12 protein-coding genes and 2 tRNA genes are annotated in these 15,926 nt (G+C 69.4%); 3 read left to right on the forward strand and 11 right to left on the reverse strand.

Going from position 1 to position 15,926, the window contains the following annotated elements; translation table 11 throughout:
- Nucleotides 1-113 precede the first annotated feature (113 nt).
- The 4 genes from ACFT7S_RS31635 to ACFT7S_RS31650 all read right to left on the reverse strand — a co-directional run bounded on the left by ACFT7S_RS31635 (nt 114) and on the right by ACFT7S_RS31650 (nt 5,617).
- Nucleotides 114-187, reverse strand: a tRNA-Met gene (locus ACFT7S_RS31635).
- 90 nt (nt 188-277) lie between these two features.
- Entirely contained in the window at nt 278-2,350 is a 2,073-nt protein-coding gene (locus ACFT7S_RS31640; protein WP_382737634.1) for a tetratricopeptide repeat protein, read from the reverse strand.
- Nucleotides 2,351-2,561: 211 nt separating this feature from the next.
- Nucleotides 2,562-2,635: transfer RNA gene (locus tag ACFT7S_RS31645), tRNA-Met, on the reverse strand.
- Between the two features lie 42 nt (nt 2,636-2,677).
- Entirely contained in the window at nt 2,678-5,617 is a 2,940-nt protein-coding gene (locus tag ACFT7S_RS31650; RefSeq protein WP_382737732.1) for a UPF0182 family protein, read from the reverse strand.
- A 136-nt stretch (nt 5,618-5,753) separates the two neighbouring features.
- Here ACFT7S_RS31650 and ACFT7S_RS31655 point away from each other — a divergent pair, with 136 nt between their 5' ends.
- The gene (locus ACFT7S_RS31655) at nt 5,754-6,314 is read left to right on the forward strand and encodes a PPA1309 family protein (protein WP_382737636.1); all 561 of its coding nucleotides are present in this window, start codon (nt 5,754-5,756) and stop codon (nt 6,312-6,314) included.
- Between the two features lie 55 nt (nt 6,315-6,369).
- On the opposite strand, the gene ACFT7S_RS31660 is transcribed toward ACFT7S_RS31655, so the two are convergent.
- From ACFT7S_RS31660 to ACFT7S_RS31670, 3 genes are all read right to left on the reverse strand, one after another.
- Nucleotides 6,370-7,458: a PDZ domain-containing protein gene (locus ACFT7S_RS31660; protein WP_382737638.1), complete on the reverse strand. Its 1,089-nt coding sequence runs from the start codon at nt 7,456-7,458 to the stop codon at nt 6,370-6,372.
- Nucleotides 7,459-8,045: 587 nt separating this feature from the next.
- Nucleotides 8,046-8,507, reverse strand: coding sequence for a molybdenum cofactor biosynthesis protein MoaE (locus ACFT7S_RS31665; protein WP_185298602.1), 462 nt, complete (start codon nt 8,505-8,507; stop codon nt 8,046-8,048).
- Nucleotides 8,508-8,652: 145 nt separating this feature from the next.
- Nucleotides 8,653-9,795 carry an SDR family oxidoreductase gene (locus tag ACFT7S_RS31670; RefSeq protein WP_382737640.1) on the reverse strand — a complete coding sequence of 381 codons (1,143 nt, stop codon included), beginning with the start codon at nt 9,793-9,795 and terminating at the stop codon, nt 8,653-8,655.
- Between the two features lie 190 nt (nt 9,796-9,985).
- Between ACFT7S_RS31670 and ACFT7S_RS31675 the strand changes: the two genes are divergently transcribed.
- The gene (locus tag ACFT7S_RS31675) at nt 9,986-11,455 is read left to right on the forward strand and encodes a zinc-dependent metalloprotease (RefSeq protein WP_382737642.1); all 1,470 of its coding nucleotides are present in this window, start codon (nt 9,986-9,988) and stop codon (nt 11,453-11,455) included.
- The gene (locus ACFT7S_RS31680) at nt 11,452-12,000 is read left to right on the forward strand and encodes an NUDIX hydrolase (RefSeq protein WP_382737644.1); all 549 of its coding nucleotides are present in this window, start codon (nt 11,452-11,454) and stop codon (nt 11,998-12,000) included. Before ACFT7S_RS31675 ends, ACFT7S_RS31680 begins: the two co-directional genes overlap by 4 nt.
- 77 nt (nt 12,001-12,077) lie before the next feature.
- On the opposite strand, the gene ACFT7S_RS31685 is transcribed toward ACFT7S_RS31680, so the two are convergent.
- The 4 genes from ACFT7S_RS31685 to ACFT7S_RS31700 form a co-directional block, all read right to left on the reverse strand.
- The gene (locus ACFT7S_RS31685; protein WP_382737646.1) at nt 12,078-12,833 is read right to left on the reverse strand and encodes an AIM24 family protein; all 756 of its coding nucleotides are present in this window, start codon (nt 12,831-12,833) and stop codon (nt 12,078-12,080) included.
- An 18-nt stretch (nt 12,834-12,851) separates the two neighbouring features.
- Nucleotides 12,852-13,532, reverse strand: a complete 681-nt coding sequence (locus tag ACFT7S_RS31690) for an AIM24 family protein (protein WP_382737648.1) — start codon at nt 13,530-13,532, stop codon at nt 12,852-12,854.
- An 11-nt stretch (nt 13,533-13,543) separates the two neighbouring features.
- Nucleotides 13,544-15,118, reverse strand: a complete 1,575-nt coding sequence (locus ACFT7S_RS31695) for a TerD family protein (protein WP_382737650.1) — start codon at nt 15,116-15,118, stop codon at nt 13,544-13,546.
- 107 nt (nt 15,119-15,225) lie between these two features.
- The gene (locus tag ACFT7S_RS31700) at nt 15,226-15,849 is read right to left on the reverse strand and encodes a M48 family metallopeptidase (RefSeq protein ID WP_382737652.1); all 624 of its coding nucleotides are present in this window, start codon (nt 15,847-15,849) and stop codon (nt 15,226-15,228) included.
- Nucleotides 15,850-15,926: the final 77 nt, after the last annotated feature.

Genomic DNA, 15,926 nt, shown 5'->3' on the forward strand with positions numbered 1-15,926 from the left:
AGATGTGGTGTATAAGAGACAGGTGCGTGTCGCACCGCGGCCCCTCACTCGATCATGCTCATGCAAACGACCGAGGCCCGGATCCTTTTCAGGATCGGGGCCTCGGTCTTCAGTAGCGGGGACAGGATTTGAACCTGCGACCTCTGGGTTATGAGCCCAGCGAGCTACCGAGCTGCTCCACCCCGCGTCGATGAATGCAACACTACGTGGCCCCGCCGACCAGCGCAAATTCATTCGGACGGCGGCACAGGGCCGCCCGTCAGGCGGCCCCGCCCCGCTATGCGGTCAGTTCCTGGTGCAGCGCTTCCAGCAGCCGCGCGGCCCGCTCGGCCACCTCGACCGGCCCCAGCTCGACCGCCCGCGCGCACCAGCGCTGCCCCTCCGTGAGCTCACCGCGGCGGGCGGCGAGCAGGGCGAGGCGCAGGGCGGCCCGGCCGTGCCCCTCGTTCGCCGCGCGGCTCCACCAGAGGGCCGCCTCGCGCTCGCTGCCCTCGCGCGCGAGCAGCAGCCCCAGGTTGAACGCGCCGTTGCGGCTCCCCGACTCGGCGGCCTCCCGGTACCAGTGCGCGGCGCTCTCCATGTCACCACGCGCCGCCGCGAGCATCCCGACCCGCACCTGCGCACGGCGGTGCCCCTGCTGGGCGGCCCGCTCGTACCACTCCTCGCACTCCGTCTTCTCCGGCATCGGCTCCCCGAGCGCGGGCGGTCCGGGCAGCGGCTGCCGCGCGTCCAGCACACCGGCCAGCCGGAAAGCGGCCTCGGCACTGCCGCCGCCCGCTGCGCACCGCAGATGACGCTCGGCCTCCTGGCCCTTCCCGTCGCGCAGCAGCGCCATGCCGACCTGAAGGGACGCGTCGGTGTGCCCTGCCGCCGCGGCCCGCTCGTACCAGGCCAGCGCCGTACGGTCCTCGTCGCGCCCCGCGTGCAGGATGCCGAGGTTGAAGGCCGCGTCGACGCTGCCGGCCTCGGCCGCCTTGGAGAACCAGGGCTCCGCTCCGGTGTGGTCCCCGGCCTGGAGCAGGAGCACAGCCAGCGCATTGGCCGCCTCGCGGTGCCCCGCGTACGCCGCACGGCGGTACCACTGCTCGGCCTGCGGCGTACGGTCCTGGGCGGCGCAGAGCAGCCCGAGGTTGTACGCGCCGTTGACGTCACCCGCGTCCATGGCAGCGCGGTACCAGCGCTCGGCGGTCTGCTGCTCACCGCGGGCCGCGTGGAGGGCTCCCAGGGCGTTGGCGGCGTTGCCGTCGCCGTCCTGGGCGGCACGCAGCCACCACACGGCCGCGCTCTCCTCGTCGCCCGCGTCGCGCAGCAGGAAGCCGAGCGCGCAGGCGGCACGCGGCTCGCCCTCCTTGGCGGCGGTGAGGTACCACCGGCCCGCCTCCTTCAGCTCTCCGCGCTGCTCCAGGATGGCGCCGAGGTGCAGCGCCGCACGCCGGTGACCGCGCGCGGCAGCCTGGCGGTACCACTGCTCGGCCTCGCCCATGCGCCCGGCGGCCGGACCCGCCACGGGCCCGTCGCCACCCCGCTTGCGCTCGCCACCGGCCTTGCCGTCGCCGGCCCTTGGCTGCTTGACGATGCCCGTACGGGGACCGCTCGCGGCTCCCTCGGTCTCCGGTGCCTCGATGGTTTCGGGCGCGCCGAGCACACGGTCGGCGGCGTGGGAGCCCGTACCGCGCCCGAGGCCGAAGGCGTCGTGCGGATCGTCGAGAGCCTTGCGCTCCAGGGTGCGCGCCAGGCGGTACGCGGCCTCGCGGTGCCCCTGCTCGGCGGCAGCCCGCAGCCAGCGCTCGGCACCGACGTCGCTGCGGTGCTCCAGCAGATCGGCCAGGGCGTAGGCGCCCAGCGCGTGGCCCTGCTCGGCGGACTGGCGCAGCCAGTATTCGGCGCCCGGCTCGTCGCCGCGCTCCCGGAAGTGCCGGCCGAGGGCGTGGGCGGCGGCCGCGGAACCCGCGACGGCCGCGATCCGCCACCACCCGGCCGCCTCGTCCGCGTACCCGCGCTGGTGGAGCAGAACGCCCAGGTTGTTGGCCGCGGCCCGGTCGCCTTCCCCGGTGGCCGCGCGCAGATACCGCTCGGCGGCGTCCAGGTCGCCGCGGCGCAGCAGCAGTGCGCCGAGGACGCTCATCGAGGCGGTGTCACCGGCGTCTGCGGCACGGCGGTGCCGCGCTTCGCTCTCGACGCCGTCCGCGGTCTCGGCGGCGTAGGCGGTGTCGGCTGTGCAGGTGGCGTCAGTGGTCTCGGCGATGGCAGCGGCAAATGCCGCATCCGACATGCTTTCCGTCTTCTGGACGTGCCGCTGCACAAACCGCCCTGTCTCCAACAGAGTTGCCCTGTCCCCCATAAATACCATCGTCGCACCACCTGTAACCCGCGTACACCTGGTATGTCGCGGCCAGTGAGGTCACTTCAGCGTTTTGTCGACATGCCCACAGAGAGATAAGTCAAACACGCCGGGGTCCAACTCATGCCCCGCAAACCGCACTTCACGCGGATGGCGCCGGAAAGACCGACAACATGACAAAGGCCCGAATCCTGTTGGATTCGGGCCTTTGTCTTTTCAGTAGCGGGGACAGGATTTGAACCTGCGACCTCTGGGTTATGAGCCCAGCGAGCTACCGAGCTGCTCCACCCCGCGTCGTTGTGTTCAAACAGTACCACGACGCGGGGGTGGAATTTCTCAGCTTCCCTGGTCAGTGCCCTTGTCGTCGGCCTTGTCTGCCGCGTCGGCCTTGTCGGCCGCCTCCGCACCGTCCGCACCACTGCCCGGCTTGGGCTGAGCCGCGGCCGCCCTCTTCAGGGCGTCCTCCAGATCCGCCTGTGCCTTGCCGTAGGCGGTCCAGTCCTGTTTCTGCAGAGCCGTCTCGCCCTCCGTGTACGCCTTCTGGGCGTCAGCGATGGCCTTCTTCAGTGCGGCGTCCCCGGTTGCCGGGGGCTCCGTGGTGTCGCTCGGTGGCTCCGTGGGTTCCGCGGGACCGGTGTCCTCGACCCCGAAGACCGCGTTGAGCGCCTCACCGAGACTGTTCTCGAAGACGATCTTCGACCCGTACGAAGCGGCCACCTTGCGCAGCAGCGGGTAGTTCTGCGTGCCACCGCGCGTGTACACCGGCTCGATGTAGAGGAACCCGCCGTCGAGCGGCACGGTCAGCAGATTGCCGTACTCGATGTCGGAGTCGGTGCCCTTGAGGTTTCTCACGAACTCGGCGACGTCGTCGTTGCCGTTGAGCTCACTCTGTACCTGGCCCGGGCCCTTCACCGTGGTGGTGACTCTCAACAGCCGCATGGTGCCGTAGTCCTTGCTGGCCGCGTCCGCGTCCACCGCCATGAACGCCCCTAGGTCGGGCCGCCCCTTCGGTGTGAACGTCGTGGTCAGCGAGAACTTCTGCGCGTCCTGGCCCGGCATCTTCATGCTCAGGTAGTAAGGCGGAACGGCCCCCGGCTCCTTGTTGGTGGGGTCGTCCGGCACCTGCCAGGCGTCACTCCCGCTGTAGAACTGGGCGGGGTCCTGGACGTGATAGCGCGTGAGCAGTTCCCGCTGGACCTTGAACAGGTCCTGCGGGTACCGCAGATGGTCCATCAGCTCGGCGGGGATGTCGGCCCGGGACTTCACGGTCCCCGGGAACGCCTTGCGCCAGGTCTTGAGGACCGGGTCCTTGGTGTCCCACTCGTAGAGCTTGACCTTGCCGTCGTAGGCGTCGACGGTGGCCTTCACCGAGTTGCGGATGTAGTTGACCTGGTTCTGCTGGGCGACGACCGCACGCTGGTTGGTGGTCAGCGAGTCGGCCGTGGTGTCGCCCAGCGTCGTACGCGAGGCGTACGGGTAGCCGTTGGTCGTGGTGTAGGCGTCGACGACCCACTGGATACGGCCGTCGACGACCGCCGGGTAGGCGTCTCCGTCGATGGTCAGCCACGGGGCCACCGCTTCGACGCGCTCCTTGGGCGTGCGGTTGTACAGAATCCGCGAACCCTCGCCGATGGCTCCCGAGTACAGGATCTGCGGCTCACTGAAGGACACGGCGTAGGCGGCGCGGTTGAACGCATTGGCGAGACTGACGCCGCTGTCGCCCTTGTAGCTGGTGGTCTTCTCGCCGTCCTCCTCGTAGTCGAGCTCCTTCTGGGGCCCACCGACGATGGAGTACTGCGCGGTCTTCTCGCCGTAGTAGATCCGCTGCTCGTACTTGCCCAGCTGGCCGCTGGCCGGCAGCCCCGACTCGGTGAAGTCCGGGGAGCCCGCCGGGTTCGTGCCGGTCGTGGTCCCCCGGGCCGCGATCGCGCCGTAGCCGTGGGTGTACGTGAAGTGGTCGTTGATCCAGTTCCGCTTGGGCAGACCTTCGAGGTTGAGCTCCCGAAGACCGATGACGGTGTCCTGCTCCTTGCCGTCCGGGCCCTTGTAGCGGTCGACGTCCAGCGTCCTGGGGAACTGGTAGTAGTTCCTCTTCTGCTGGAGCTGCTGGAAGGCCGGGGACACGACGTTGGGGTCCATCACCCGGTAACTGGCGGCCGCGTCCGCGTCGGTGCGCAGCTTGGCGTCGTCGGTCTCCGTGCTCTTGCCCGTGTAGTCGTCGACCTGTGCGTCATCGATGTCGTACGCGTCGCGTGTGGCATCGATATTCTTCGCGATGAACGGCGCTTCCTTGGCCTGCTCGTTCGGCTGGACCTGGAACTTCTGCACGATCGCCGGGTAGAGCCCGCCGATCAGGATCGCCGAGAGCACCATCAGCCCGAAGCCGATCACCGGCAGCTGCCAGGTGCGGCGCCACAGTGTCGCGAAGAAGAGCACGGCACAGATCGCGGCGATGCAGAAGAGAATGGTCTTCGCCGGGAGGTAGGCGTTCGCGTCGACGTACCGCAGGCCCGTCCAGTTGTCCGTGGCCTTGAAGTCGCTCGACTTCACCGCCAGGCCGTACCGGTCGAGCCAGTACGCCACGGCCTTCAGCGAGACGAAGATACCGAGCAGCACCGAAAGATGGCCGGTGGCCGCGGCGGTCGCCCGCGCGCCCGGGCTGGTGATCCGCAGTCCGCCGTACAGATAGTGCGTCAGCGCGGCGGCGATCAGCGACAGCACGGCCGCCGCGAAACCGAAGCCGAGCAGGAAGCGGTACCACGGAAGGTCGAAGGCGTAGAAGGACACGTCCAGTTTGAACTGGGGGTCCTTCTGGCCGAAGGCCACGCTGTTGACGTACATCAGCCAGGTACGCCACTGGCCCGAGGCGGACGCTCCGGCGATCAGCCCGACGAGCGCGGTGATCGCGAGCAGCACCCACTTCTTGTACGGGGCGACGCTCATCCGGTAGCGGTCCAGGCTCTGCTGCTCAAGCGACATCGCGCTCAGCGGCGGCCGGAGCCGGTGCGCGAGCCAGATGTTCACACCGACGGCGATCGCCATCAGCAGTCCGAAGACGAGGAACAGTCCGATCTTGGTCCACAGAGTGGTGGTGAAGACGGACGAATACTCGACCGACCTGTACCAGAGCCAGTCCGTCCAGAACCCCGCGAACATGACGAAGGCCATGGCGAGAACCGCCAGGACACCCAAAGTCATGAGCAGGGTACGGACGCGCCGGGACGGGCGGCCGACTCTGATCCGTGGCCCGGTCGGGCCTCCGCCGCGGTCCGGCATCTGGAAAGCCAACGTGCGCACCTCGAAGTTCGCGGTCGTGTGGAGCAGGCCCAGCGATCGTAGAGCCCACCTATGCAACTTACTGAGGCTTTACCTAGTTCCCGTTACCGGGGCGGAAGGAGGCAGGATATTGACCATGCCCAACGTTTCCCCCTCCGGCCCTCCGATGGCCGCGAGCCCCCTGACTGTCGCCGTACTCGAAATCGACGCCTATGCCGGCAACCTCGGCTGGGACCAGCCGGCCCGGCTCTTCGCCCTGGTCGACACCGCCCGGCTGCGCGTCCAGGAGCCGGGCCTCGCCGCCCAGCTCGGTCTGGACGACACCGGTTCCACGACCGCGACCCTCACACCGATCGAGCAGGACGAACTCCCCGCCGGCACCGCACTGGACGAGTTCCTCGCCACCATCGCCTGGCCCGACGCGGTGGTCGGGTGTGCGATGACCGTGGAGCGGCTGATGCTGCCGCCGTCCGCCGAGGCTTCCGTGCCGGAGGGGCTGAGCGATGCTCAGCTGACCAAGTGGGTCGCCAAGCACCCGGACCGCCAGGAGGTCCGGATGACGGTGGCCGTCCTGCGCGACGGATCGCGGGACTCGGCCGTACGGCTGCGGGAGAAGGACTCCCCCACCGAGGTGCTGACCGGCGCGGGGCTCGTTCCCGGGCTGGCCGAGGCGCTCGCGGCGACCTTCGAGTCCTGACCTTCGCGTCCCGGTCCCTCCGGTCCCGGTACTGCCGGACCGGAGGGGCCGGCCGTCAGCTCGCCGAGCAGCTCGGCAGGCCGGCGGTGTCCCCCGCCCGGATCTTCTCCAGTGACTTCTTGGCGTCGTCGAGGGTCTTCACCCGCACCAGCGTGAGACCGCCGGGGATGTCGGACGCGGCGGCCGCGCAGTTGTCGTCGGGAGTGAAGAAGTACCGGGCTCCCGCGTCGCGCGCGCCGACCAGCTTCATGTTGATGCCGCCGATCGGGCCGACCTTGCCCTCGTCGTCGATCGTGCCGGTGCCCGCGATGAACTTGCCGCCCGTCAGATTCCCGGGCGTCAGCTTGTCGATGATGCCCAGGGAGAACATCAGGCCGGCACTGGGGCCGCCCACGTCGGCGAGCTTGATGTCGATCTCGAACGGGAACGTGTGGTCGGTCCCGGCCTGGATGCCGACGATCGCCCGGTTCTCCTTCGGTGCCTTCTTCGTCGTGATGACGATCTTCTCGGTGGAACGGGGCTGCTTGCCCGCCTTCTCGGCGGCAGCCGCCTCCTTGGCCGGGACGATCGTGAAGGTGACGTCCGCGCCCGGCTTGTGCTTGGTGACCAGCTTGGCGACGTCCTCGGGCTGCTCGACGGGCGCGCCGTCGACGGCCATGATCACGTCACCCGCGTGCAGCCGCCCCTGGGCGGGGCTGTCCTTGATGACTGTGGACACCACGACGCGGGACGAGACGGGGATGTCCAGCTCCTCCAGGGCCGCGACCTTGGCGCTCTCCTGGGACTGGCTGAACTCCTCGGCGTTCTCCTGCGTCGACTGCTCTTCCGTCTTGCCGTCCGGGTAGAGGGTGTCGTGCGGAACGACCACGCTGTCGTGAGCCAGCCAGCCGTAGACCGCTTCGACGATGTTCATCTCGTAGTCCGCACCGGTGACGCGGACCGTCGTCATGTTCAGGTTCCCCGTGGTGGGGTACGTCTTGCGGCCGCTGATCTGGAGGACGGGCTCCCCCCGTGCTTCGCCCAGCGTGTTCACGGTCGGCCCCGGGGACATCTCGGAATACCCCACGGGAATCAGCACGCCTGCGCAGAGCAGCGCGATGAGGATCAGGGTGGAGGCGAGCATCGTCGCGGTGCGGCGTGGCATGGAACGACAGTACGGGAATGGCCTGTCAGTGCACCGTCGGGGCCGGTCCGTACGAGGCCGGCGGTGGGGCGACGGGCTGCGTCATGCGGCGAGATGCGGGGTCATGCGGCGAGATCCGGCGTCATACGGCATCGGAACCGGAGTCCGTTTTCTCCATCGCGTCACGGAACCTGGCGTAACCGGCGAGTTCGGAGACATCGCCGGTCGTGCGGCTACGCGCGGCCCAGCTTCCCCATATCGCAGCACCAACAGCAGCGAAAAGTGGAATCAGCAACCAAGCAAGTGCCGCCATTACGACCTCCCTACCCCATGAGTGACCGCAAGTGACCGATCAGCAGATTAACGATCCGCAAGCCCAACGCTCACGGCAGGGGGGCGGATACGCAAATCGGGGCTGATACTCCCCGGTGCAGTCTGGGCCTGTCCGGCGGATCAGGGCCGGACAGGACGCGGCGTCCGGTGCGATGCATCGCAAGGCGCCGCAGCGTCCTCAGGTGGGATCTCCCCTGCTCGAACGAAGCCGAGAGCTCGGGGAAGTGCCAGGCGTCGCGGCCCCGGCCATGATCCGCCGGACGGGCCCTAACCGCTCAGCAGGCTCCCACCCACTCCTCCGTGCCGTCCGAGAAGCGCTGGTGCTTCCAGATCGGAACCTCGTGTTTGAGGTCGTCGATCAGCTTCCGGCAGGCGTCGAACGCCTCTCCCCGGTGTGCGCAGGAGACGGCGACGACGACCGCCAGATCGCCCACCGCCAGTTCACCCACACGGTGGACGGCGGCCAGTGCGCGGACCGGGAACTCGGCGACGACCTTCTCGGCCACCTTCCGCATCTCGTCCTGCGCCGAGGGATGACAGGAATAGCCGAGCGCTCCGACGTCCTGCCCGTCGTCGTGATTGCGCACCGTGCCGACGAAGAGGGCGATGCCGCCAGCCGCGTCGTCCCCCACGGCTCGGAAGATCTCGTCGACGGAGAGCGGAGTGTCGCGGATCTCCAGCAGCCGGATGGGGTCGTGAGCCGCCTGCTCGCCGGGGTGGTCGTGGGTGCGTGCCATGGGGTCCATCGTGCCGCACGGCACTGACATCGCGGAATAGCGTTTTCGACCGGCGGGCCACCGGCCGCCTTGGAGCCTCCTACAGGCACGCCTGAGCAGCCCTCGTGGCGGGCCCTGCCGCGGGCGGATACCGACGGATCCGGGGCTAGATACGCCGGCGCGCCTTGCGGGCGCGCCGGACCAGGGCGGCGGTGCCGAGCAGGGCGACGGTGGCACCGGCCGCACCGGCCGCAGTGGCGTCCTTGCGGCCGAGTCGGCGTCCGGCGACCGTGTGGCGGCCCTCCACCTCTTCCAGGAGCGCTCCGAGGACCTCCTCGTTGGTCCACTTGGGCCGCCATCCGACGTCGTGCAGCCGGCTCACGCTGACCACCCAGGGATGCATGGTGTACGCGAGGTCGCCCGCCGGGGAGGGGGTGAGACCGATCCGGTGGAGCCGCGCCGCCGCGCCGAGGGCGACGGCCGAGGGTAGCTCCATGCGACGTACGCCACTGAGCTCCTCGACCTCCGGCTGTTCCAGCCACCCGTCGCAGCCGACTGCGAACTCTCCGTCGATCTTTTCCAGTGCGGCGTACTCCAGGGCGGTCACCAGGTCGTCGACGTGGCAGAACTGCCAGGTGGGACGTGATCCCGCGACGACCAGGAGCCGCGGCGACTCGAAGTAGCGGGTCAGCGCCGTGTCCGTGCCGCCGACCAGGACCGTGGGCCGCACGACGGTGACGTTGAGCCCGGGGTGGGCGCGCGGGGCGCGCCGGCCCAGCCGTTCGATCTCCAGCAGGTCCCCGACACCTGTGGCCTCCGCCGTGGCGCGCAGCTCGGCGTCCTCGGAGAGCGGGATGTCGTTGTCCGGCAGGGCCCCGTAGACCATCGCCGAGGTGCACAGCACCACCCGGTGGACGCCTACCGCGGCAGCGGCCGTCAGCACGGTCTGGGTGCCGCGGACGTTGTACGCCGTACGGGCGGCGGGGTCGGTCTCCAGGTCGAGATCGAGCGCCAGGTGCACCACGACGTCCGCGCCGCGCAGCTTCTCCGCGATGGCGGGGTCGCGTACGTCCAGGATGTGCCAGGTCGCCTCCGAGACGTCTCCCCGGCGTTCGTCGATGGCGATGACCTGCTTGATCTCGTCGGATGCGACGAGATGTGCGGTGAGAAGTTCACCGACGCCGCTCGCGGCACCGGTGACCGCGACGACGGGGCCCCGGCTCCTGGAGCGCTTCTTTTCGGGCTTGCTCTCGGACGAGGGGTCGGCCAGGTTTCGCGCTGCGCGAACCTGCGGATCTGGGGAACTCACCGGGCGTCTCCAGCGGTTGTCTTCAGTACGTACCCGAATGACGCGTACGTACCAGGTGGCGTCCATCCTGCCGCAGGCCGGGAGCCGGCGGAGCACTGAGGCCCTAAGCGGGCTCGGTGTCTACGCTGGATGGTGATGTCGGGCAGTCGCCGTCGGTTCGAGCCGGCGGCCCTACGAGCCGAGGAAACCCGTGAGTGACACCCCATTCGGATTCGGCCTTCCGCCGGAGGAGCCGGAGAACGGCGACGAAGGCAAGAAGAAGGACCCCACCGGAGGTGGCCAGGGTCCGGGCGGTCCGGGCAACCCGTTCGGCTTCGGTCCCGGCGCGGGCGGTGACAATCCGTTCGCGGCCATGTTCGGTTCGATGAACCCGAACGACCTGGGTGCGGCCTTCCAGCAGCTCGGCCAGATGCTCAGCTACGAGGGCGGTCCCGTGAACTGGGACATGGCCAAGCAGATCGCCCGCCAGACGGTCTCGCAGGGCACCCCGGACGGCACCAAGGACGCGAGCGTGGGTCCCGCGGAGCGGACGGCGGTCGATGAGGCGCTGCGGCTGGCGGACCTGTGGCTGGACGGCGTGACCTCGCTTCCGTCCGGAACGGTCTCGACCGTCGCCTGGAGCCGCGCGGAGTGGGTCGAGGCGTCCCTCCCCGCCTGGCAGCAGCTCGTCGACCCGGTGGCCGAGCGTGTCGGCCTGGCCATGGGCGATGTCCTGCCCGAGGAGATGCAGGCCATGGCGGGCCCGCTGATCGGCATGATGCGGTCGATGGGCGGCGCCATGTTCGGCCAGCAGATCGGGCAGGCCGTGGGCGTGCTCGCCGGCGAAGTGGTCGGTTCCACGGACATCGGGCTGCCATTGGGCCCGGCCGGCAAGGCCGCGCTCCTTCCGCTGAACGTCGAGCAGTTCGGCAAGGACCTGGGCGTGGCCCAGGACGAGGTGCGGCTCTACCTCGCGCTGCGCGAGGCCGCCCACCAGCGGCTTTTCGCCCATGTGCCGTGGCTGCGCTCGCACCTCTTCGGTGCGGTCGAGGCGTACGCACGGGGCATCAAGGTCGACACCAGCAAGCTGGAGGACGTGGTCGGCCAGTTCGACCCGACCCAGCCCGAGCAGTTGCAGGACGCCCTCCAGCAGGGAATGTTCCAGCCGGAGGACACCCCGGAGCAGAAGGCGTCGCTGGCCCGCCTGGAGACGGCGCTCGCGCTGGTCGAGGGCTGGGTGGACGCGGTGGTCCATGAGGCCGCCAAGTCGCGGCTGACCTCGGCTGACGCGCTGCGTGAGACCCTGCGCAGGCGCCGGGCGTCCGGTGGTCCCGCGGAGCAGACCTTCGCCACACTGATCGGGCTCCAGCTGCGTCCGCGCCGGCTCAGGGACGCCTCGCGTCTGTGGGCCTCGCTCACGGACGCACGGGGTGTCGACGGCCGTGACGCTCTGTGGGAGCACCCGGACATGCTGCCGACGGCCCGTGACCTGGACGACCCGGACGGCTTCGTCCATCACGAGCAGCTGGACTTCTCCGAGCTGGACAAGATGCTCGGCGAGGCCGCCAAGGGACCGCGGAAGCCCGCATCCGACGCGGACGGCGCCGACGGGCCGGGCGCCGATGACAAGGGCGCCGACGACCAGGGCGGCAAGGACAGCAAGGACGACACCGACCAGTGAGCCTGCACGACGACGCCGTCCTCGTACTGAAGAGCTACGCCCCCGAGGACGACTCGGCGCAGGACGAACTGCGCCAGGTCTACCTCGACCACCTGGCACAGCACCCGGACGGCATGTGGAAGGCGTGTGGGGCCGGGCATCTGACCGCCAGTGCTCTGGTGATCGACGCCGACCGCGGCCGGGTCCTGCTGACCCTGCACAGGAAGCTGCGGATGTGGCTCCAGATGGGCGGACACTGCGAGCCGCAGGACTCCGCCCTGGCCGCCGCGGCCCTGCGCGAGGCGACGGAGGAATCCGGGATCGAGGGCCTGACGCTGCTCGCCGGCGGGCCGGTGCGGCTGGACCGGCACCCGATTCCGGCGCCCTGCCACTGGCACCTCGACGTGCAGTACGCGGCGCTCGCCCCGGCCGGGGCCACCGAGCAGATCAGCGACGAATCGCTGGACCTGCGGTGGTACGCGTACGACGAGGTCGCGGCCGTGGCCGACGCCTCGGTCGCACGGCTGCTGGAGGGGACGCTCGCGGCGCTGGAACAGCGCGCGTAGCCGTACACCGGACCGGTACGGCGTAAGGGGCGGTCTCCTGGGAGAACCGCCCCTTACGCGATGCCTCTGTGTACGGATCAGTTCCAGGCGTTGTTCTGGTTCTGAGCGTGCGAGCCCTGCTGACCGACGCCGAACTGGGCGCGGGCGCCCTGTCCGATCTCGGCGTGCTGCGGGGGCATGACCTCACTCGGCTGGACGAGGGCGAAGCCCTGTCCGAGGAAGCTGAGCTCCCAGCCCTCGCCGGTGTTGCCGCGCCGCCGCCTGACCCCGGAGGAGTGCGTCTGGGCCTGCATCTGCACGCGCAGCGAGCTGGACCAGGCCACGATCGCGTCGGCATCGACGTTCACGTACTTGTCCGGCGTCACCTGCATCATCAGCGGCTGGCCGGAGGTCATCAGCGCGACCTTGCCGGTGCCGGTGATGTTGAGCTGGTACTTCCCGGTGCCCGAGAGGCCGTACTGACTGTCCACCGCGATGACCTCGGTGTGCAGCGTGGAGTCGAGGGCGAGGACATAGGCACTGTCCACCGTCATGCCCTCGTGGTCGACGTCCACGACGTGGATGTACTGGGCGAGGTTTGCCAGGTAGACGGTGCCCTGCCCCGAGCAGCGCATCAGGTCGAGGCCCTCACCCGTGTTCGCACGGGCGCGACGCTGCCCCTGCGAGCGGTACTCGCCGTCGAACTCCATCAGCCCCTGGTACGCGACCATGGCCCCCTTACGGGCGAGGACGTCGTCGTGACCGGCCAGCGCGACCCGCAGGAGCTGCGGGTTCTGGATGGTGTACCGGTCCTGGGACTGCTGCTCGGTGTGAGCGAAAAGCGGACTCTGCATGGTGTGTTCTCCTCCCCCTCAGTTCCGGATCCGCAGGCGGTCGGTACTGTCCTCGCTCGGCTGGACGACGACGATGCCCTGTCCTGAGAACGCCATCTGATAGGCCTCTCCGCTGCCCCGCCCGATGAGCGAGGAAGCCTTGAAGCTGCGCTTGCCCTTCACCTTGAGGTTCGGGGACCACGCGACAAGGGCGTCCGGGTCGACGTACGTCTCGTCCTCGCCCCGGCCGCAGTCGACGACGATCGGAGTGCCGCGGGAGGTGATGGCCACCCACCCTGTGCCCTGGATGCCGACGTTCCACAGGCCCTGGCCGGTGAACTTGGCGAGACCCTTGACCCGCTCGACGCCCCAGGTGAGATGGGCGTCGAAGGCCAGGAGATTGGTGCCGTTGACCGACAGGGAGTCGTTGTTGAGGTTGATGACGACCACATCGGCGCCGTAGTCGGCGAGGTAGAGCAGCCCGTCGCCCGAGCACTTCATGACGGGTGCGCCCTCGCCGGTGACCCACTGGGAGGCGGCCTGCCGGACGGCGGGCGGATTGGGTTCGTACTGGATGAAGCCCTCGTACGCCACCATCGAGCCGGTGCGTGCGTACAGGTCCTGGCCCGAGGCCATGGCGACCTTGAGCATCGTGCGGCCGTGATTCTCCATCCGGGCCGTTACGGGGGTCGGGGCGAAGCCCGCGAGTTGCTGGTTCATGACGGGCTCCCTCACACCTCGTAGGGCTGGACGACGATGAAGTTCCCGGGCGCTCCCCGGAACTGGAGGTTCACGGTCTCTCCGCTGTGTCCCGGGTACGCGTTGCGGCGCAGCCTGACCTGGCTGGAGAGGATCACCTGGGACGCCGACGACCAGGCGACGACGGCGTTGCAGTCGGCGAACGTGGTCGGGGTGACCGGCAGGACGACGGGGACACCATGGGTCTTCACGACCACGGTGCCGGTTCCCTGGAACAGCATGGTGAACAGGGCGCCGCCGGGGATGCCGTGGCCCTCGATCCTGCGCACCTCGTACTGGAGCGACTCGTCGAAGGCGAGCACGCTCTCGGCGGAGACACAGATGCCGTCGCCCTGCAGCTCGATCGGATGCAGATGCGAACCTTCCTCGGCGAGGAAGACCTGGCCCCGGCCCGTACAGCGCATCAGCTGCATTTCCTGACCGGTGGCGTTACCGACCACTCGGCCGGCGAAACCCGCGCTCTTGTAGCCGAAGTCGACCTTGCCCTGGTACATCACCATGCTGCCCTGACGGGCCAGCACAGGGGTGCCGCCCATGGTCAGATCGACCCGCATGAGCTGCTGGTTCTGAGGGGTCCAGCGCTGGCCGGTCGGCGTCTCCTTGTAGAGCTGGAGAGCCGCCTGCAGACCGGCACCGCCCTGCGGGACGCCCTGGGGCACACCCTGCGGCATGCCGGGAGGCTGCTGCCCGAACGGGGCCGGAGGCTGCTGCCCGTAGGGGGCGGCGGGCGGTGCGCCCTGTCCCGGAACCTGCCCGAACTGCGGCTGCTGCGGCGGCTGTGGCTGCCCGTACGGGGATGGCGCCTGCGGTGCCATCGGGGCTGCCATGGTCGGCGCCGAATGCATCGGCTGCTGTGGCGGCGCGGGCGCCGCTGCGGCAGGGGCTCCGAATACCGGTGCGGGCTGAGGAGCCTGAGGGGCCTGCGGAGCCGGGGCTCCGAAGGCCGGAGGCGCGGTCGCCTGTGCGGGCGGGGCGAACGACGGGGCGGCCGCCTGCGGCTGCGGAGCGGCCGGGGCTTCCTCCGCGACCTCGCCGCCGAAGTTCTTCAGCAGCGCGTCCAGGCCGCCGTCGAAGCCCTGTCCGACTGCGGCGAAACGCCAGACGTCCTTGAGGTAGAAGTCGCCCAGCATCACGGCGCGCTCGGTGGTGAACTCCGAGCCGGTGAAGGCGTACTTCACCACCTCTTCGCCGCCTGCCACGATCCGGATGTATCCGGGTCCGACCTGCGACATCTGTCCCGCACCGTCGAGAGTCGCAGTGAACGACAGCTTGTGGATATTCGCCGGAATGCGGTCGAGCGTGACGCGGAACGACTCGGTGTCGCCGGACTGTGCGCCGAGCAGCTGAATGGACTCCTCGGGCGACTTCGGCTGGTTGAAGAAGATGAAATACCGGTCGTCCGAGAGCTGCTCATTGGCGTCGAGGCCGAAGCAGCTGATGTCGAAGGTCAGTCCGGGTCCGGCAATCTGCACACCTACGTACAGATCCGTCCCTGGCGTGAGGTCACTGATCTTGGCCTTGTGGCCGCGTTGGAATTCCCTGCCCATGCGTAACGACCGTCCCCCATCCCGAACGTGAATGCGTCGCGTCAGGCTAACCGCAAACGACGACATCCAGCTAAGTCGGTACACACCCGGTACAGAATCACCGAACGTCACTCCTCGCGTGCGGCGGGCAGGTGCGGAAGCCGGTCCGCCGCCACGACACCTTCGAGATAGCCCCGGGCCCGCTCAGTGCGCGGGTACGCCTCCAGCAGCCGCCAGAAGCGCGGACCGTGACCGGGGACGAGCAGGTGGGCCAGTTCGTGGACGAGTACGTAGTCGACGACGTACTCCGGCATGCCCTGCAGCCGGTGCGACAAGCGGATGGAGCCCTCGGCCGGGGTGCAGGAGCCCCATCGGGTGTTCTGGTTGGTCACCCACCGCACGGAAGCGGGCCTCGCCCGGCCCTCGAAGTACTGGGCGGACAACCGCTCGGCACGCTCGGCCAGCTGGCTGTCGCCGATGACGCGCTTGCTCTCCTGGGCGGCGAGCTTGTCGAGCATCACACTCACCCAGCGCTGCTCCTCCGCCTCCGACATCCGGGCGGGGATCAGCACGATGGTGCGGTCGCCCTCACGGTACGCGGACACCGTTCTGTTGCGACGGGCACTCCTGCGGACCTCGACCGCGCTCGTCGCTGAAGCGCGGGGCTGACGGGCGGCCGCGCTGCGCTGAATACTTCCGGCGCTGCGCACAGGGATCCCCCCGGCGAAGCCAGGAGACGGTTCGGCGGGCACGCCCCGACGTTACCCGCTGTCAGGGGTGGAAGTCCCGGCTCCGGAACGGGTCGGCGTTGATCCGGTCCACAGCGTGC

The sequence above is a fragment of the Streptomyces sp. NPDC057136 genome, assembly GCF_042670885.1.
Taxonomy (GTDB): Bacteria; Actinomycetota; Actinomycetes; order Streptomycetales; family Streptomycetaceae; genus Streptomyces.

Coding starts and splice junctions, on each gene's coding strand:
- ACFT7S_RS31640 (WP_382737634.1), bottom strand. CDS start 2,350: ATGGTATTTATGGGGGACAGGGCAACTCTGTTGGAGACAGGGCGGTTT.
- ACFT7S_RS31650 (WP_382737732.1), bottom strand. CDS start 5,617: ATGCCGGACCGCGGCGGAGGCCCGACCGGGCCACGGATCAGAGTCGGC.
- ACFT7S_RS31655 (WP_382737636.1), top strand. CDS start 5,754: ATGCCCAACGTTTCCCCCTCCGGCCCTCCGATGGCCGCGAGCCCCCTG.
- ACFT7S_RS31660 (WP_382737638.1), bottom strand. CDS start 7,458: ATGCCACGCCGCACCGCGACGATGCTCGCCTCCACCCTGATCCTCATC.
- ACFT7S_RS31665 (WP_185298602.1), bottom strand. CDS start 8,507: ATGGCACGCACCCACGACCACCCCGGCGAGCAGGCGGCTCACGACCCC.
- ACFT7S_RS31685 (WP_382737646.1), bottom strand. CDS start 12,833: ATGCAGAGTCCGCTTTTCGCTCACACCGAGCAGCAGTCCCAGGACCGG.
- ACFT7S_RS31690 (WP_382737648.1), bottom strand. CDS start 13,532: ATGAACCAGCAACTCGCGGGCTTCGCCCCGACCCCCGTAACGGCCCGG.
- ACFT7S_RS31695 (WP_382737650.1), bottom strand. CDS start 15,118: ATGGGCAGGGAATTCCAACGCGGCCACAAGGCCAAGATCAGTGACCTC.